At 41.7% G+C, this 18028-nt stretch carries 21 protein-coding genes and 1 tRNA gene; 18 read left to right on the top strand and 4 right to left on the bottom strand.

The window, feature by feature from the left end:
* Nucleotides 1-71 precede the first annotated feature (71 nt).
* A complete protein-coding gene (locus ACZ5NL_RS10125; RefSeq protein ID WP_464842188.1) occupies nt 72-785 on the bottom strand; it encodes a maleate cis-trans isomerase family protein in 714 nt (237 codons plus the stop codon).
* Nucleotides 786-881: 96 nt separating this feature from the next.
* Here ACZ5NL_RS10125 and ACZ5NL_RS10120 point away from each other — a divergent pair, with 96 nt between their 5' ends.
* From ACZ5NL_RS10120 to ACZ5NL_RS10045, 16 genes are all read left to right on the top strand, one after another.
* Nucleotides 882-1760: an MEMO1 family protein gene (locus tag ACZ5NL_RS10120; protein ID WP_464842186.1), complete on the top strand. Its 879-nt coding sequence runs from the start codon at nt 882-884 to the stop codon at nt 1758-1760.
* 22 nt (nt 1761-1782) lie between these two features.
* Entirely contained in the window at nt 1783-2205 is a 423-nt protein-coding gene (locus ACZ5NL_RS10115; RefSeq protein ID WP_464842185.1) for a hypothetical protein, read from the top strand.
* Nucleotides 2206-2274: 69 nt separating this feature from the next.
* Nucleotides 2275-2652 (top strand): type VII toxin-antitoxin system MntA family adenylyltransferase antitoxin, encoded by a 378-nt coding sequence (gene mntA / locus ACZ5NL_RS10110; protein WP_464842183.1) that lies wholly within the window; start codon nt 2275-2277, stop codon nt 2650-2652.
* On the top strand, nt 2649-2855 hold the full coding sequence (locus ACZ5NL_RS10105; protein ID WP_464842181.1) for a hypothetical protein: 207 nt from the start codon (nt 2649-2651) through the stop codon (nt 2853-2855). The genes mntA and ACZ5NL_RS10105 overlap by 4 nt, the downstream gene beginning before the upstream one ends.
* Nucleotides 2827-3828, top strand: coding sequence for a mevalonate kinase (locus tag ACZ5NL_RS10100; RefSeq protein ID WP_464842180.1), 1002 nt, complete (start codon nt 2827-2829; stop codon nt 3826-3828). The genes ACZ5NL_RS10105 and ACZ5NL_RS10100 overlap by 29 nt, the downstream gene beginning before the upstream one ends.
* Nucleotides 3829-3993: 165 nt before the next feature.
* The gene (locus tag ACZ5NL_RS10095) at nt 3994-4755 is read left to right on the top strand and encodes a hypothetical protein (protein ID WP_464842178.1); all 762 of its coding nucleotides are present in this window, start codon (nt 3994-3996) and stop codon (nt 4753-4755) included.
* 21 nt (nt 4756-4776) lie between these two features.
* On the top strand, nt 4777-6597 hold the full coding sequence (locus tag ACZ5NL_RS10090) for a prenyltransferase/squalene oxidase repeat-containing protein (protein WP_464842177.1): 1821 nt from the start codon (nt 4777-4779) through the stop codon (nt 6595-6597).
* Nucleotides 6598-6648: 51 nt separating this feature from the next.
* The gene (locus ACZ5NL_RS10085) at nt 6649-7431 is read left to right on the top strand and encodes an isopentenyl phosphate kinase (RefSeq protein WP_464842176.1); all 783 of its coding nucleotides are present in this window, start codon (nt 6649-6651) and stop codon (nt 7429-7431) included.
* Nucleotides 7425-8546 (top strand): type 2 isopentenyl-diphosphate Delta-isomerase, encoded by a 1122-nt coding sequence (gene fni, locus ACZ5NL_RS10080; protein WP_464842174.1) that lies wholly within the window; start codon nt 7425-7427, stop codon nt 8544-8546. Before ACZ5NL_RS10085 ends, fni begins: the two co-directional genes overlap by 7 nt.
* 172 nt (nt 8547-8718) lie before the next feature.
* Complete coding sequence (locus ACZ5NL_RS10075; RefSeq protein WP_464842172.1) at nt 8719-9111, top strand: hypothetical protein; 393 nt, start codon at nt 8719-8721, stop codon at nt 9109-9111.
* 255 nt (nt 9112-9366) lie between these two features.
* Entirely contained in the window at nt 9367-10689 is a 1323-nt protein-coding gene (locus tag ACZ5NL_RS10070) for an RNase J family beta-CASP ribonuclease (protein WP_004067575.1), read from the top strand.
* A 4-nt stretch (nt 10690-10693) separates the two neighbouring features.
* The gene (locus ACZ5NL_RS10065) at nt 10694-11719 is read left to right on the top strand and encodes a polyprenyl synthetase family protein (RefSeq protein ID WP_464842171.1); all 1026 of its coding nucleotides are present in this window, start codon (nt 10694-10696) and stop codon (nt 11717-11719) included.
* Between the two features lie 80 nt (nt 11720-11799).
* A tRNA-Thr gene (locus ACZ5NL_RS10060) sits at nt 11800-11876 on the top strand.
* Nucleotides 11877-11946: 70 nt separating this feature from the next.
* On the top strand, nt 11947-12459 hold the full coding sequence (locus ACZ5NL_RS10055) for a winged helix-turn-helix transcriptional regulator (protein ID WP_464843476.1): 513 nt from the start codon (nt 11947-11949) through the stop codon (nt 12457-12459).
* On the top strand, nt 12456-12728 hold the full coding sequence (locus tag ACZ5NL_RS10050) for a hypothetical protein (protein ID WP_464842170.1): 273 nt from the start codon (nt 12456-12458) through the stop codon (nt 12726-12728). The genes ACZ5NL_RS10055 and ACZ5NL_RS10050 overlap by 4 nt, the downstream gene beginning before the upstream one ends.
* A 1-nt stretch (nt 12729) precedes the next feature.
* Nucleotides 12730-12960 carry a hypothetical protein gene (locus ACZ5NL_RS10045; RefSeq protein WP_464842169.1) on the top strand — a complete coding sequence of 77 codons (231 nt, stop codon included), beginning with the start codon at nt 12730-12732 and terminating at the stop codon, nt 12958-12960.
* On the opposite strand, the gene ACZ5NL_RS10040 is transcribed toward ACZ5NL_RS10045, so the two are convergent.
* Genes ACZ5NL_RS10040 through ACZ5NL_RS10030 form a run of 3 tightly spaced genes read right to left on the bottom strand, consistent with a single transcriptional unit; the run spans nt 12957 to nt 15244 of the window.
* Nucleotides 12957-13406, bottom strand: coding sequence for a universal stress protein (locus ACZ5NL_RS10040; protein ID WP_004069907.1), 450 nt, complete (start codon nt 13404-13406; stop codon nt 12957-12959). The genes ACZ5NL_RS10045 and ACZ5NL_RS10040 overlap by 4 nt on opposite strands.
* A gap of 3 nt (nt 13407-13409) precedes the next feature.
* A complete protein-coding gene (locus tag ACZ5NL_RS10035; protein WP_464842168.1) occupies nt 13410-14690 on the bottom strand; it encodes an ArsB/NhaD family transporter in 1281 nt (426 codons plus the stop codon).
* An 11-nt stretch (nt 14691-14701) separates the two neighbouring features.
* Nucleotides 14702-15244 (bottom strand): universal stress protein, encoded by a 543-nt coding sequence (locus ACZ5NL_RS10030; protein ID WP_464842167.1) that lies wholly within the window; start codon nt 15242-15244, stop codon nt 14702-14704.
* A gap of 124 nt (nt 15245-15368) precedes the next feature.
* Here ACZ5NL_RS10030 and ACZ5NL_RS10025 point away from each other — a divergent pair, with 124 nt between their 5' ends.
* Both ACZ5NL_RS10025 and ACZ5NL_RS10020 read left to right on the top strand, forming a co-directional pair.
* Nucleotides 15369-17273, top strand: coding sequence for a S16 family serine protease (locus ACZ5NL_RS10025; RefSeq protein ID WP_464842166.1), 1905 nt, complete (start codon nt 15369-15371; stop codon nt 17271-17273).
* Between the two features lie 58 nt (nt 17274-17331).
* Complete coding sequence (locus ACZ5NL_RS10020) at nt 17332-18027, top strand: SagB/ThcOx family dehydrogenase (protein ID WP_464842165.1); 696 nt, start codon at nt 17332-17334, stop codon at nt 18025-18027.
* Nucleotide 18028 lies beyond the last annotated feature (1 nt).

Below are 18028 nucleotides of genomic sequence, written 5' to 3'. Positions count from 1 at the left end.
GAATACTTGGAGAAAAGTTTACAAAAGTGCTTAAAAATATTTTCATGAAGATAAAGAGGTATTTAAAGAGGCTAAAACTCTGTAAAAAGCTTTCCAAGCCAGGGAATTTTCTCTCCTACATCAAGCTCTCTCAAAGTAAGCCATAGAGAGGCCTGATTGCTTGTAACAACGGGAACCCCGAGATCCTCCTCGAGGGCCTCGATTATTTCAAAAGTTCTCAAGTTAGTGCAGCTTATGAACACGGCATCTGCCTCGTCAGTAAAGAGTGCCTTAGCCATTCTGTAAGCTTCATAGGGCTCAAGTCTGCCTATTCTGGTGTTGTCAACTATTCCAAGCCCTCTAATGTCTATAACCTCAAATTCATTTGCCTCTAAAAACTCCTTTTCCCTTTGATTTATTTCATCAGTGTAAGGAGTGATGACAAGTATTCTCTGGGAATCAAGAATCTTGAGAGCCTCAACAACAGCTGTGCTTGTCGTTATAACCGGTAGCTTCACCTCGCTCTCTATTTTTTCTGCAAGTTCCCTGTCAAATTCCCCACCACCTATAAAAGATCCACTCGTACAGCCGTAGAGAACCAAGTCAACATTTGCGTCATTAAGCAGCTTGGCACTCTCAACGGCCAAAGCGCTCATCGCTACAAGCTCTTCCTCCGTAACGTTCTTCAAGGGCATCCTCGCTGTGTGAAGTGAAACTCCCTCAGGTAAAGCTGAATGCAGCTCCATCTCCATTGTGGTGTTTGATGATGGCACTATTAATCCAATTCTACCTCTCCATCCGTACATGCTTTCACCTAAAAAAGGTACCCCGAGAAGTATATTAAGCTTTCCAAAAGCAAATTCTAATAAACTCCATAAACAATACACCATTAGGTGATCGTGATGATTAGATACCCAGCAGTTGCTGGTAGTTTTTATCCCGCCGGAAGAGAGCTCATGGAAATGCTTGATGAGTTTTTCAAAGATCTCGGAAAACTCGGGAAAAACAGAAAAATCACTGCAGGAGTGGCACCTCACGCTGGATACATCTTCTCCGGTTACACAGCCTCGAGAACGTATAAAGCAATTTACGAAGACGGCCTTCCGGAGACGTTCGTGATTATAGGGCCAAACCATACTGGACTCGGCTCCCCTGTGGCAATTTATCCCGAAGGGTTTTGGAGAACTCCAATGGGAGATGTTGAAGTTGATGCAGAGCTAGCAAAGGAGATAGCAAAGCACTCGAATCTAGCTGATCTGGATGAATTCGCCCACAAGTACGAGCACTCCCTTGAAGTTCAACTGCCTTTTATCCAGTACATCTCCCAAAAAGCTGGAAAGAAAGCTAAAATCGTTCCTATAACCCTTGGACTGCAGGATGAGGAAGTAGCGGAGGATTTGGGGAAGGCTATTTTTGAGGCAAGCCAGGGACTGGGAAGGGACATCGTTGTTATTGCAAGCACGGACATGATGCACTACGGCTATGCTTATGGTTATGTGCCATTTAGGGCGAGGGGAGAAGATCTATTGGGAAGAATCAGAGAGTGGGACTTCAGAATAATCCAAAAAATCCTCGATTTTGATTATAAAGGAATGTTCGACGAGATACGAAAAATGGATCACACAATGTGCGGCCCAGGAGGAGTGGGAACTGCAATAGTATTTTCCAGACTTGCCGGTGCTGTTGAGGCAGAGGTTCTCCACTATACCACGAGCTTTGAGGTGAGCAGGTCAACGGATGCAATTGTAGGGTATGCAAGCGTCGTTATGAGGAGACCGTGAAGACTCTGACTGAGGGGGATAAATGGAGCAGACTATCCAAAAATTGGTTCGATTTGTAGGAATCGCCCTCTTTATTTTAGCTGCATTGTATTTGGGTGAGCTTTTATTTAACCTGGATAATCCACATTTTAACGACACCGATGCCATAGAGCTTATTGTGAAGTCTGCTATGTCCTTTCTCCTGCTTGGAGGGACATTGGTGGCATTTTCGGTGTTTTATCCCGAGGGCAGTGAAATTGTAAAAGTGCTAGGCACAACAGCCCTCTTAGCCTTAGCGGCCTTACCAGGATATGTCCTTGGCATTAAGAATTCCATAACAAGATGTACCTCCTCGTGCAGTACCTTTGGAATGCACTGGAGCGTAAACGTTCTTGGCTTGGTAATCTTCGTGCTCTCTATTGCTGGCATAACCCTCGCATGGATGCACTCTCTGAAATCCAAATAAGCTCCGTTAGTTTAGGAGTGTACCAAAAGCACCAAAAGAAAAATAAATTCAGGGGATGTACTTTAGATCATGAAAATTGAAGATGCAATAAAGAAAATACTCGCTCTTGACAAAGAGGAGAAAGTCAAGTTCATAATTCTGTATGGTTCGCATGCAAGAGGAGAAGCCCGAAAGGATAGCGATGTTGATTTATGCATTTGTTATGAGGGCACGAAAAGAGAGGCTTTTGAATTTAGGATGAAAGTCCTTGGGGAACTCCCAGATAATTACGACGTTCAGATTTTCAATTTGCTGCCAATTTTTCTCAGAAAGGAATGCTTAAAGGGTGTTGTACTATTTTGCAGGGAGTGGGAGTTCTTATATGACATCGCATACAAGACTATAGAAGAGTTTGAGGACTTTAAGAAGTATTACTATGATTATCTCGGACTGGAGGCGATAGAATGAGAGTTGAGATAATTATCGCTGAAATTCTAGAGAGCATGAAGATTACCGAGGAATATCTGCCAGATGATTTTGAGGAATTTAAAAGATTGGGAATAATTAAAGATGGAATATACAAGCGGACAGAGATATATACAGGTTCATTGAAGTTGTTGAAAGATTCTTGGAGGGTCAAAAATGAGGGTTCTTGCCTCGGCTCCTGCTAAGATCATTCTATTTGGAGAGCACAGCGTAGTTTATGGAAAACCTGCCATAGCAGCGGCTATTGATTTAAGAACATATGTAAAAGCAGAATTTAACGAAAATGGAAGAATTAGGATAGAGGCTAAGGACATAAGGACTCCCGGCTTAACAGTCTCGTTTTCTGAAGACCAGATATACTTTGAGACAGATTACGGAAAAGCCGCTGAAGTTTTGAGCTACGTTAGGGAGGCAATAAATCTTGTGATGGAAGAAGCTGGAGTCCAGAAGGGAGTAACTGTTTCAATAACTTCTCAAATCCCTGTAGGGGCAGGATTAGGGAGCTCTGCTGCAGTTGCCGTTGCGACGATAGGGGCCGTGTCAAGACTTCTTGGGTTGGAACTGGAGAAGTCAGAGATTGCCAAATTGGGACATAAAGTGGAGCTCCTTGTTCAAGGTGCATCAAGCGGTATTGACCCAACGGTTTCAGCGGTTGGGGGCTTTCTCTACTACCAGAAGGGCTCTTTTGAGAGCCTGCCTGTAGTGGAATTACCGATAGTGGTTGGCTACACCGGGTCAAGTGGATCGACAAAAGAGCTTGTTGCAAAGGTTAGGAAGAACTATGAGGAGATGCCCGAAATAATTGAGCCAATTCTCAATTCGATGGGTAAGCTTGTGGAAAAAGCAAGAGAAGTTATTCTTGCAGAGTACGACAAGGAAATCAAGTTTCAGCTGCTTGGGACGCTCATGAACATAAACCACGGCCTGCTTGATGCTCTTGGAGTTTCAACAAAGAGCCTGAGTGATTTAGTTTACGCCTCAAGGGAAGCGGGGGCACTGGGGGCAAAGATTACCGGTGCAGGTGGAGGCGGATGTATGTATGCATTAGCTCCGGGAAAGCAGAGCGAAGTTGCAACAGCAATAAAAATTGCCGGAGGAATGCCCATGATAACAAAGATAAGCAGAGAGGGGCTTAGGATTGAGGATGTTATACAATAATGTTTATTTTTACTCTTTTACTCGGGTTTCTTTTGACTTGAAAGTGCAGTTAGAAAGTAAGAACTCACGAAAAAAAAGCGTAACAAATTAAAACTAGTAAAAGAAAAAAATTTATAAGTCTTGAAGTCAAAAGTATTGTTGCAATGTTTGGTAGGAGGTGCAAGCATGAAAAGACTGCTTGCACTACTTGTTGGATTGTTAATGGTAGGAGCAACAGCAGGAATTGTGCAAGCTGCAAATACTTCAGAAACTCCAGAAGTTAGAGTGCATGCACTTTATGTGCAGGGAAAGCCAGTAAAGATTATAGAGAAGAATGGTACAATTACAGTTGTAGAAACACCAGGATTAGACAGAAAAAAGGTTTTTGAAGCAGTAAATGATTATTTTGTTAGGAAACACAAACTAAACAAAATAAAATCCACCACTATAGATGTAACTTCCACAAGCTTTGTTGGTGAGAATAGTGATTACAGGGAGCGAAAAATTTTTAGCATACCTAACGAGGGTGATGTATACATAGCAGCATACGCATATTGTGAGATAGAATACGACTTGTTCAGCAGAGTGAGCGTAGGTGGGTATTCTGCAGCATATAGTTGGATAGATCCCTACGACTACTGGTGGACACAGGAGTATAAAGCAGATAAATTAACATTATCTATCACTTTGAAGTTTGTTGGAGCTGGAATATCTCTTAATATCCCACTAGGCACAGGTTTCACTGGCACTTCGGATACTGCAAGCTTTTCTGACACGGAGTATTACACTGATTATATTGGGCACGATTTTTCAGGTATAGAAGCAACAACAAGTCTCGGTGGAATTTATAAAGTAGAAGACTATACATACGGCACATTTAAATTCAGTTACACAGGTAATAATTATTACACTCAAGGAGCCGCTGTAATACTCCACAGGGCACTGTAATATCCCACAGGAGGTTGTAAAATGAAAAAGCCTGTTTTGACAACTTTTTTAATATTTTTAGTTTTTGCTGCAGGATGCATTACAGATTTCTCGCAAACGAATGTTAAAATCACAACCTCACAAGAAGAATCATATATACGATGTATCGAAAATTTTGATGTCACCGATTTTTTAGGAGAAAATTGGATCAATCACACTTTAAAGCGCACTTATCTTGCTCAAACACCAAATGGGGGATTCACTGAAATTGTTGACACTGTAACTCCAGACATTGTGTCAACTTACTATTTTACTAAAGCGTTGACTCTGTTAAACCAAACCCCATATAATAAAGCCCAAACTATAAAGTGGCTACATGAGGAAGAGAAAACTTTTTTTAAAAATTCCACCAAGACAAATATGCCCAATTTTATGAGATTGTATTTCGGAGTTATGAGTTTGTCTCTACTTAACGAGACCCCTTCTAATAGGGAAGACATAATCGACTTAATTTTATCATATAAACGAGAAAATGGAAGTTTCGTTGATGAAGAGAACAACGACATGACAGGAAAAGCATTAGAGATGTTGAGTGCTCTGGGATACAATATTGCCGAGCTTAATGACACAAAAATATATGTTTTAAATAAGTGGAGTGACTTAACCCCACCAAACGTTGATGACTTTGCATCCGTTGTAAAGTATATAAGCATGTTTAACATGTACACCAACATGTTGCAAATGTTAGGAATCGACTATAGAAACTTAAAAGATTACAATCAAAAGAGATTTCCTCTCATCTGGATTTCGCAAAATCCCTCTTTCCTTCTGGAAAATCCACCTCCACTCTTTTTGATAACTCCTATATTAGAAGCCCTTAAAAAGGAAGATTTATTGACAGAGGATATTAAATCGGCTACCTCCAGAATCATAATGGATATGAAGCTCTGGGATGGAGGGTTTAATCTCTTCGGATTAGATTATGGGGAGCCCCAAGGGACGTATTATGCTGTTAAGGCTTTAATATTAATTGGAAAAACACCAGACAAGGATACTATCAAGTTTATTCATGAACGAGAAACTCCCCTAGGAGGGTTTATTTTCTGCTATCAATCCTCTGGAGATCCTTTATCGACATACATGGCAGTTTATACAAGCAAAATACTGGGAGGAGAGATAAACAAGGCCAAAATAAAAAACTATCTGAGTAGAGCAGTCTATTCTCGAAAACCATATTCCAGCGATGAGCCATCTCCTCTATACTTTATATACTTAACTTATAAAGAGCTTGATATTAGTATAGATGAAGAAACGTATAAATACATTAGAAATGAAACTGTCCGACTTTTTAACCTTTACCTCACTGAAAAAACTGACAACATTGTGGAAAATGTAGGTTGGATAAGCCTAATAAAACTTGGAAAAGAGGTTGGCATTGTCTTAGATGATAGAACAAAGAAATATCTTATCGATAAGATTTTATCTCAGAGAAATTCAGATGGAACGTTTGGAAGACATTCGGGGAATATATACAAAAAGCTAGTGTACACATCATATGCGATTCTCCTTCTGGAGGAGCTAGGATATAAATATCACGATGACAAAACTATTGAATTCCTCTTAAACTCACAAATAAATGGTGGATGGGGAGCACCAGATCTTTACACAACGTACCAGGTGATTAGAGCATTGAGAGTCATGGAAGTCTGTCCAAAAGATGTTGATGGACTTTTGAAGTTTTTAAAAAGAGTGCAGTACCCATATGGAGGATTTAACTTCTATGAAGAGCAAGAGGATGCCTATGGTGGTCTATATGAGACATATCTCGCATTGAGAATACTGGAGTTGCTTTCCTCATCGTAAATTTCAAAACCCCTATAAACCTCGGTCTATATTAGTTATTTGGTGTTCGCGATGATAATCATTAAGCTCGGAGGAAGTGTGATAAGCGATAAAAATGTCCCATATTCGTTTAATCGGGAAACCGTTGAGGGAATAGCAGAAGAGCTTGCCCAGTTTTATCCAGAAGAGAATTTTGTCCTCGTGCACGGCGGTGGGAGCTTTGGACATCCAAATGCAAGAGAGTACAGAATCAGGGAAGGACTAATTGGAGACGTAAAGCGCAAAATGATCGGCTTCTCAAAAACCCATCAGGCGATGCTTAAGCTTAATGATTTAATAGTCCAAACCTTCTTAGAAAAGGGGTTACCTGCTTATTCCCTCTCCTCCTCATCAATATTTCTCATCGAAAGAGGCGAGATAGTTTATGGGGAGCTTGAAGTTTTAAGAAAGCTGTTAGAAATGGGCTTTATCCCAGTGCTTTTCGGCGATAGTGCAGTTGCCCTCGACAAAGGGATAGACATTCTCTCTGGGGATCAGATAGTTAGCTATTTAGCAAAGATGCTCAAGCCGAGAAAAGTTATATTCCTGATGGACGTCGATGGAATCTACGACAAAAATCCAAAGGAGAAAGGAGCAAAGCTCATCAAGGAGCTCACTGGAGAGGATATTGAGCACCTGCTTGAAAGCCCGGAATCAGCTGGGATAGACGTTACCGGAGGAATTGGAAACAAGCTAAAGAAAGCCCTCGAGATAGCCCACTATTCAGATGTTTACTTCATAAACGGAAAGGTTAAAGGAAACCTCATGAAAATCTTCAGGGGGGAAAACCCCGGGACAGTTATCAAGAGGTGGTAAACGTGGATAAGGAGGAGCTCACGATAATTAGGAAGTTTGAACACATAGAGCACTGCCTAACTAAACAAGTTGAAGCCCATGTCAGCAATGCTTTTGAAAACATCTACTTCGTTCATCAAGCTTTACCTGAAATTGACAAGGATGAGATAGACCTAAGTGTTGAATTTTTCGGTCATAAGCTTGACTATCCAATAATGATCACTGGAATGACGGGAGGAACAAAAGGCTCACAGCTTGCTGGAAGGATAAACAAAACCCTTGCCAAGGCAGCTCAAGAACTCAACATCCCTATGGGTGTCGGGAGCCAGAGAGCTATGATAAGAAAGCCAGAAACGTGGGAGAGCTATTACGTTAGAGATGTCGCTCCAGATGTCTTTTTGGTCGGCAACTTAGGTGCGCCTCAGTTTGCCGAAACAATGCCCAACCGTTATGGAGTTGAGGAAGCCCTAAAAGCCATTGAAACAATTCAAGCCGACGCTTTAGCTATTCACATGAATCCTTTGCAGGAGAGCGTCCAGCCCGAGGGAGACACCCAATACAGAGGAGTTCTTAAAGCGTTAGCTGAACTTAAGAATGAGATCCCCTATCCAATAATAGCCAAGGAAACCGGGGCAGGGGTTTCGATGGAAGTTGCGATAAGGCTTGAGAGCATTGGCATAGATGCGATAGATGTCGGTGGACTTGGAGGCACGAGCTGGAGCGGTGTTGAATACTACAGGGCTAAGGATGAAAGGAGTAAAAATTTGGCCTTAAAGTTCTGGGACTGGGGAATTCCAACGGCTTTAAGCGTGGCTGAAGTTCGCTACGCAACTTCACTCCCAATAATTGCTACCGGTGGGATAAGGGATGGCATAATGGTGGCAAAGGCTTTAGCACTTGGAGCAAACTTAGCGGGAGTTGCACTGCCTCTCCTTAAGCCTGCAGTAAAAGGAGACGTTGACGGAGTGATTAAGGTTCTTCAGCGCTACATAGACGAGCTGAGGAATGCCATGTTCCTCGTAGGGGCAAGAAATGTTGAGGAGCTTAAGAAAGTTCCTCTTGTGATTACAGGCTTTGCAAGAGAGTGGCTTGAACAGAGAATTGATCTATGGGAGTTTTTGAAGAAGAGGGGTTAAGATAAAGTATTTTTAAAATTTTCTGAGTTCTTTTTTGTTCATTCTTTATCCAATGCTCTTCTGATCAGGAGGGGTTGTTAGCGTGGATAGTGTCTGGGTACAAATACCTAGATGACAACAGCACAAAGCTTATATTCACCTCTATCCAAAAGGACAATTAGTGGTGATTAACATGTATCATTTGAATTTTTCTAAGTTCCTTTTTGGAGTTTTGGTCGATTTAATTATCATAATCTTTCTCTCAGCAGTAATAGGGGTTACATTTTACCAAATTGCGGTATATCTTGGAGTGCCGAAACTTGGGAAAGCCCTTGTATTTTCAACTCTAGCAATTGTTTCTGCATTGGTCTTCAGCTCAGGAACTTTCAAAAACTTCAGAAAGTTCCACACAGGTACTCGAGCTAAAGTGATATTCTTAACTTTCTTTACAGCTTTGATTGTCCTACTTTTCTACTTTGATCAGCATGCTATTGCGAGTGTGTTATTGGGGATGTTAGTGTCCTTATATCTCAATCTAACATTGGATCAAGAGACATTGCAAAGAAACATAGGACAAAGCAAGTGATTATGGAAGATGTTTGGCGGAAATATGAAAAAATTTAAGCAACAACACTAGGCTTTCACTGAATAGCAAATAAAGCAGTAATGTTAGTATGAAGCTCACCACTCTCAAAAAGCTTCTCTTTATCTTTTTTTGTCTCTGTTTTGTCCTCACATCAAAACCCAAAAAGCTTAGCTTTTTAAATCCTGCTTTCAATTATTACTTAGCTCGACCTTATGCTTGTGAGAGCCTAGAGGTCAAACATAGGGAGGAACTAAAATGATAAAAGTTTACACGCTAGGTGGTTATGAGGAAGTAGGAAAAAACATGACTGCCGTTGAATATGAAGGAGAAGTTGTGATTATTGATATGGGAATCAGGCTTGATAGGGTTCTTATCCATGAGGATGTTAACTTTCAGCAGATGAGTTCGAGGGATTTAAGAAAGTTGGGTGCAATCCCCGATGATTCCTCACTTAAAAATAAAAAGGTCGTTGCCATTGCACTTTCTCACGGCCATCTCGATCACATAGGAGCTATAGCAAAGCTTGCTCCCCACTATCCAAACGTTCCAATCTACGGAACTCCCTACACGATAAAATTGGCAAAAGGAGAAGTGAGGAGTGAGCAGTATTTTGAGGTTACAAATCCGATGTATGAGACCCAGTATGGGGAGATTGTTCAAGTTAGCGAGAATTTAGCTATAGAGTTTGTTCAAATTACCCACTCAATCCCGCACTCCTCAATGGTAGTCATCCATACGCCCGAAGGTGCTGTAGTTTATGCATGTGATTATAAGTTTGACAACCACAACCCCCTTGGAGAGAAGCCAGATTACAAAAGGCTCAAGGAAATAGGCCAAGAAGGAGTAAAAATTTTGATACCAGAATCCACAAGGGCAGCTGAAGAAACAAAAACGCCAAGTGAAGCCTCTGCGAAGCTCCTCTTAGAGGACTTTTTCTACTATGAAGGGATGGAAGAGAAAGGACTAATAACCACAACATTTGCCTCTCACATCGCCCGTCTACAAGAGCTGATAGAGATAGCAAACAACATGGGAAGGCAAGCTGTTTTGGTAGGTAGGTCCCTCGCAAAATATACGGGCATAGCAAAACAGCTAGGCTTGATAAAAATGAAAGGGGCAAAAGCTGTGAGAAGCCCAAATGCCGTCCAGAAAACACTTAGAGAAGTTTCTCAAGCTAGAGAGAACTATCTCCTAATAGTCACGGGGCACCAAGGTGAACCGGGAGCAGTGCTTACAAGGATGGCCAACGGGGAACTCTATGACATCGGAAAAGACGACACTGTTGTGTTTTCGGCTGGAGTTATCCCAAATCCCCTAAACATAGCCCAGCGCTATGCCCTTGAGACAAAGCTCAGGATGAGAGGAGTGAGAATGGTTAAAGATTTACACGTCTCAGGTCATGCAAGCAGGGAAGATCACAGATATTTGATTAAGCTTTTAAATCCAGAGAATATAATCCCCGCTCATGGAGAGTTTAGGATGCTCACCCATTATGCTGAGCTTGCCGAAGAAGAGGGTTACCTCATCGGAAGGGATGTCTTTGTATCAAGAAACGGTTACAAAGTCGATGTGAGGTGATAAAATGAAGTTTGATCCGCTATTTAAAGCATTAAAAGAAAAGGCCAAGGTCGTCGATGAGGCTATTTTTGAGCTTATACCTGAAAAGGAGCCCAAAGTTCTTTATGACGCTGCAAGACATTATCCTCTCGCAGGAGGGAAAAGGGTTCGACCCTTTATAGTGCTGACCTCAACTGAAGCCGTAGGGGGAGATCCCGAAAAGGCCGTTTATGCTGCAGCGGCTGTAGAGCTACTCCATAACTATTCCCTTGTTCATGATGACATAATGGACATGGACGAAAAAAGAAGGGGCAGGCCGACAGTTCATAAAATTTGGGGAATAAACATGGCAATTTTAGCTGGAGATTTGCTCTTTTCGAAGGTTTTTGAGGCTGTGGCAAGGATACCTGTCGAGGCTGAGAAGGTTGTAAGGGTTCTGGATGTCATTGCAAAGACTTCAAATGAGCTTTGCGAAGGACAGGCAATGGACTTGGAGTTTGAGAACAAAGAAACAGTCACTATAGAGGAATACATGAAAATGATAAGCGGAAAAACTGGAGCGCTTATAGATGCCTCAGCCACAATAGGAGGAATTATAGGAACAGAAAACGAGGAGTATATTGGAGCGCTATCAAAATATGGAAGGAATATAGGTATAGCCTTCCAGATATGGGACGACGTTCTCGATCTTATAGCTGATGAAGAAAAGCTCGGAAAGCCAGTAGGAAGTGACATAAGAAAGGGCAAAAAAACGCTTATAGTAGCTCACTTCCTTGAAAATGCAAGTGAAGAAGACAAAGCAGAGTTCTTTAAGATATTTGGGAAATATGCTGGTGATGTAAAGGGAGAGGGCATAATAGAGGAAAACGTTCAAGAAGAGGTCAAAGGAGCAATTGAACTCCTCAAAAAATATGGAAGCATAGACTACGCTGCAAAAGTTGCAAGGGAACTGGCAGATGAGGCAAAGAAAGCACTAAAAATACTCCCAGAAAGCGAGGCAAGAAAACAACTAGAACTTTTAGCAGACTTCATAGTGGAGAGAGAATATTAGCCTTCCATCTATGTCTTTTTAATTTGAGAACTAGTTGAGCGAAAAGTTTATATATGCAATCTTGGCTTCTTTCTTTCGGTGCCCCGGTGGCTCAGCCTGGTGGAGCGGCCGCTTGGTAAGCGGCAGGTCGCGGGTTCAAACCCCGCCCGGGGCTCCAATAAAATACTCTTTTGAGAAGCGTACCACAAAGAGTTAAAACACTCGAATTATATTTTGGTTTGATACTCATGAGCACCAGAGAAAAAATTTTGGACTATGTCACAAAGAATCCTGGAATAACTTTTCGTAAATTAGCTCAAGAGCTCAACATAGGGATAGGAAACCTTCAATACCATCTACGGCATCTTGAAAAAGAGGGAAAAATCATCTCAAAACGGCTTGGAGGAAAAAGATACTTATTCCCTGCAGATTTTGAAGAAGACTACAGGCGTCTTATGATAGCTATTTCAAACGAAAGCCAAAGAAAGATACTCCTTTTACTTGCGGAAGGGGACAAAAACCAGAGCGAAATTGCAGAAAAGCTCAACTTGACTCCTTCTACTATAGTTTATCATACAAAACGGCTTGAAACGTTAGGGATTATCACAAAGACAAAGGACGGAAAAAACACCGTTTATTCCCTTAATTGCGATGTTGATGTTTTAGTTCGCATAATCAGAGAATATAAACCAAAAATCTGGGATAAACTGGCAGATAAATTGATTGATTTAACGTTAGCGTTCAGGGGGGAGGGGGAGTGATTGATATCCTAGGATATCTCCTCGATGGAGTTGTAATTATTTTAGGGGCTATGCTGTCAGTAGCAGCATGGAAAGCATACAGAAAAAGTGGAATGAAAAGTATTTTGCTTCTTTTTTTGGCATTTCTAATGTTCGTTGCCAAAAAGATCATTGAGAACTTTCATCTAATCAAAACATCACTGTCTTCAGAAATACTTGAGGTAGTCTCAACTACATTCGAACTTTTAATATTGGTATTGTTTTTTACAGCCCTAATAAGAAGGGATTGAAATGCCGTTTGCAATATACTTACTAAGGGTGAGACCTGGAAAAGAGAAGGAAATCAAAGAAAAACTGCTAAATGAGATGAACTTTGACGAAGTCTATGTAGTTACAGGACCATTTGACATAATTGGGAAAGTCCATATACCCCTTACCAGAAGAGCATTAATCGGCCTAAAAGAAGAATTAGAAAATTTAGAAGGCATCAGAGAGGTTAAATACCTTGAAGCTAGAGACTAGCGCACTATCAAGAGTGGAGGCTTCACGTTGCCCGCTATCTCTTCCAGCAAACTTCCTATCCTCGTCTTTCCGCTTTTTCCATAAGCCCCCATTATCACAAGTGAGTATTCACCACTATTGGCCTCCTCAAGGATTTTGTCCTTTGCAATACCTTCAACGATCTTTATGGAACAGTTCACTCCCTCTTCTTGACAGAACTTTAGCATTTCGCTCATAACATCTTGAATGTCCCGTTTCATATTGTTCCAGATTTCCTCTTCAAAACTGCGCACTTTCTCAAAGTCTCCTTGTCTTGCTCCCAAATTGAATGCAACTGCCTTAGCTTCTCTCCTATCCAAAACAGAAAACAGCACTATTTTTGCATTCTTTTTCTTGGCAACTGCAACTCCATGAAGAGCTGCCTTTTGACTCCACTTCGAGCCGTCTATCAACACGAGTATTTTCATTGTTCACCACCACACATACCTAAGCCATAATATCCCAACGCCGGCACCTACAGTTAAGACCATTATGAGCATGCCTATTTTGAGGAAGTCCATAAATGTTATCCTTATGTCTTCCCTTGCTGCTATCCCTATAACAACAACGTTTGCCGATGCTCCAATAGCGGTTCCGTTTCCACCAAGGCATGCTCCTAAACTTAAAGCCCACCAAAGAGGATAGGTATTGAGAGATGTCCCCATTGCCTTTATTAGGGGTATCATCGTAGCCGTGAAGGGGATGTTGTCTATAACAGCTGAAGCAAGTGCTGAAAACCACGCTATAACCAGCATAGCTTCTCCCTCGGCATGAACATGGGACGTTATCCACTGAGCTATCTGCCCTATAAACCCAGTTTCAACTAAACTCCCTACAATGAGGAACAACCCTCCGAAAAAGAACAGCGTTGCCCACTCGACTTTCTCTAGGATTCCCTCAGGATTTTCCCTACTCCAGAAAAGGAGCAAAGATGCCCCAAATAATGCAACCACAGCAGGTTCTATCCCAAGCTTGTCGTGAACAAAAAAGAATAGCACCACAATGACGATTGTTATAATAGACTTCCTAAAAAGAGGCAGATCCCTAATCGCAGCTCTTTCATCCAGACCGTCAAGTGTCTTTAAGATTCTCTCCTTTTTTTCAGGGCTGACCTTAAGGGTTCCTCTATAAGCCAAGTATACTACAAAAACCATGAGTATTAAATCAAGAAATGCTATTGGGCCCATATTGACGAGAAACTCGTTAAAACTAAGCCCTGCAGCGGAACCTATCATTATGTTAGGGGGGTCTCCAATGAGCGTTGCTGTTCCACCAATATTGGAAGCAAAGATCTCGGAGAGAAGGAAGGGGAGAGGGTTAACTTCCATAAGCCTTGAAATGTAGATAAGCATCGGAGTGAGCAGAAGAACCGTGGTCACGTTATCAAGAAAGGCACTTATGAGGGCTGTCACAACTGAGAAAAGGAGCAAAACTCTAATAGGTTCCCCTCTTGCAAGTTTGGCAGTTTTTATTGCAATATACTCAAACAGACCGCTTAGCCTTGTTGTATTGACAATTATCATCATTCCAGCAAGGAGAAGTATAGTGTCAAGGTCAAGGTAAAGAGGAACTTTTTCCCAAGGAACTATGTTGGCTAGAAGCATCAAAGAGCCTCCGGCCATTGCGGCAACGGTTCTGTGTATTCGCTCGCTTATTATAAGAGCATATGTAAAGATAAACACTGCAAGGGCAAATATCTCCAATGGGGTCATCTGAACACCTCCTAATAGACTATCACCGGAATCTCCAAATGCTGGATTATCTTAAAAACCAGAGGACTTACGGGAGAGGTTTTTGTGATCTCCGAGCCATAGTTCTTCGAGATTGCGAGCATATCATAATTCTCAGCCATCCTTATTACATCATCACTCTTGTTTCCAAAGAACATGCGCCGTTGTACCTTGAGACCGTAACTTTCAAGCTTCTTTGCTACGTTGTTGAGCAGCTCTTCCCCCATTATCTCCTCTCTCCGCCTGAATTCCTCACTTGCTTCCGGGCTGAGTGTTTGACGTACAAGTTCAAATACTTGGGAATCCAAAATATAAACAATCAAAATTCTTGCTTCATAAGCACTTATTGTTTCATATAACTCCGCGGGGATATTTTTAACATATCTGTCAAGCGGCATCAAGATAGAATTGATCTCTGGGATTCGTCTTTCTTCTTCAGTTAAAAGAAACTCCCTATAGTGCTTTATTATGTCCTCATATTTCTTCCCAGCTATGTGTTTAAACTTTCGACCGATGAAAGAGGAATACAGTCCCATATTGCTCCCCTTAACCGTTTTGATAGGATGTTTAAAAAGACTTTGGTTCAAACTTTCAATTTTTGGAGTTATGAACCACAAGAGATATTAAAGAACATAAGGAATAATCACTGGAGGTGAGAGGATGAAGAAAATCCTATCAATGCTGGCGTTAATTCTTTTGCTCTTGCCCCTGGCAAATGCTCAATGTCCTGAAAAAGGGAACACAGTTGTATTAAAAGCTCCAGCAGTATCGAGAACATCAAGCGGCGAGCTAATAGGAGTAGCAACGGACTTTGTAATCACAGTTGCTCCTGGAAATGGACATGTTTACGTTGAGACCTGGCCATTAGCGGAGGTAGACATGCAGGCATCAGCAAGGCTGGCTGCTCAAGTCGCTGGAAAGGTTCTTGGAGTTGATATGAGCAAGTACGACGTTTTTATTCAAGTAAAGTCAGATGCCCCAATTATTGGAGGTCCCTCCGCTGGAGGTACCATGACCGTCGGTATAATAGCTGCTCTAGAGGGATGGGAAGTAAGAAAGGATGTAATGATGACGGGTATGATAAATCCTGACGGAAGTATTGGGCCAGTAGGAGGGATTTTAGAGAAAGCCTCAGCTGCCCATAGTGTTGGAGCAAAGCTTTTTTTAATTCCTGAAGGTCAGAGAATACAGGTAGTTCAAAAGACAGAACAAAAGCAAATCGGCCCAATAGTGCAGATAACAAGTAAGTCCGAAAAAGTTGACGTGGTTGAATACGCGAAAGAGAGGTGGGGTTTAGAGGTTAGGGAGATTAGGGATATATATGAGGCAGTGTACTATTTCACTGGAAAAAAGATAGAGAAGCCATCCGTGCCAGCAGAGTTGAAAGTTGATACCTCTTTTCTAAAGGATGACGCACTAAAGGACTACGATGAGACTATGGCTTACTACAGGCAAGTTGAGAATAAACTCAAAAACAGCGACGTCAGCTACACCACTTATTCCTACCTTAAAAATGCACTGGATGATGCCAAGGCCAAGCTAGACGAGGCCAAGAAGAACTTGGACGAGGGTATGTATTACACAGCTTTAAGCCTTGATTTCCAAGCTAGGATTGCAATAAGGCATGTGGACTGGTATTTAGATGTGAAAACTGACAGTGATTTAGAGAATCTGTTAAAAGAGGTTGATAACGAGATAAAGGATACTGAGGACTATGTTTCAAATCTCACAATAAAAGGGATAACAATGCTCCAAGCGGTTGCCGCGAGTGAGGAAAGGGTTGAAGAGGCAAAGTCCCTTCTGAAGGATGCTTGGTCGTCCTATTACGATGGAAACTACTGGGATGCAATAAGCAATGCTGCCTTTGCATACGAGAGGATACAAACAGCGAAGTTCTGGGCATCTCTAGGAGAGCGATACGCAAAAGGAGAGGTAATTGAAAGAAACGCCATAAAAGATACCGCAAGGGAGTACTTAGACAATTCAAGGCTTATAATAACTTATATAACCTCAATGTTTGGAGAAACAAACCTGCAGGATTTGGTGAACTTGATGAACGAGGGAGAGGAATACTATCAGGATGGTAAATATTCAGCGGCCATATTTTCTGCAATGGAAGCCAGAATAAGGGCCGAGATAATCTTAGATACCCTCGGAATTGATAACGAGACCGTGCTTATGGATAAGCTCCAGAGAATGAAAGAAGATGCCAAGGTGGCCATTGCGATAGCTCAGAAAGAAGGCATATATCCCGTCTTAAGCATGGCGTATTATGAGTTTGCCCAGAGTTATGAAAAGCAAGACGGTTTAGAAAACATTCAGACTGCAATGGTGTTCTACCAATATGCAAAGGAAACTTCAACGGTATTCTTGAGCACAGCGACCCCACCAAAGATAACAGAAGAGCCTCTCATTCCCCTCACCACACCTCTTACAAACCAAACGACAACTCAAAACACCACTTCCCCAGTTCAACAGGAAACTGGCGGATACTCAATACCTTTAATAGCTGGCACCCTTGTAATTGGACTCCTTCTAGGTTTTATAGCCGGAAGAAAGACTTAGACACACTTTCTCTTTTTTCTTAGAAACGCTAAAATATCATGAAGACCTAATGATATACATGAACTATAAAAAGATCGCAACCCTTGTTGTGGTTCTTGTGATCCTGTCATCAATTGTTCTATTCCTAAAGCCTTATTTTCCCCGAGGAGGGGGAGCTATGTACTCTGGAGAGAAAATTTTTCTACCAGAGCCCAGATTAGAAGGAGATATGAGTGTAGAAGAAGCAATTGCCAAGAGAAAAAGCATCAGAACGTACAAAAACCAACCCACCAGCATAGAAGAGCTTGCCCAACTCTTATGGGCGTGCCAAGGGATAACTCACGACAACAAACGAGCAGCTCCGAGTGCCGGAGCAACATACCCCTTTGAAATTTTTGTGGTAGTTGGGAATGTTGAAGGTTTAAAACCTGGAATATATCACTATGACCCCTTTGAGCATAGCCTAACAATGATTAAAGAAGGAGACTTTAGAAAAGATCTCCAGAAGGCAGCATTGAATCAGAGGTGGGTAGGAGATGCTGCAGTTGACATTGTCTTGGTTGCCTTCTATGAAAGGACGACCAGATACTATGGAGAGAGGGGCATCATGTATGTCCATATGGAGGCAGGTCACATAGGACAAAACATATATCTCCAAGCAACAGCTTTGAACCTAGGAACGGTCGCTGTTGGGGCGTTTTATGAGGATGATGTAGCAAGAATAATAGGAACGAGTGGTGTTCCTCTCTATATATTTCCCGTAGGGAGGGCTTAGC

Source organism: Thermococcus aegaeus (assembly GCF_055393685.1).
Note: the sequence above shows the minus strand (reverse complement) of the source record. Positions and strands in the feature narration are given on the sequence as shown.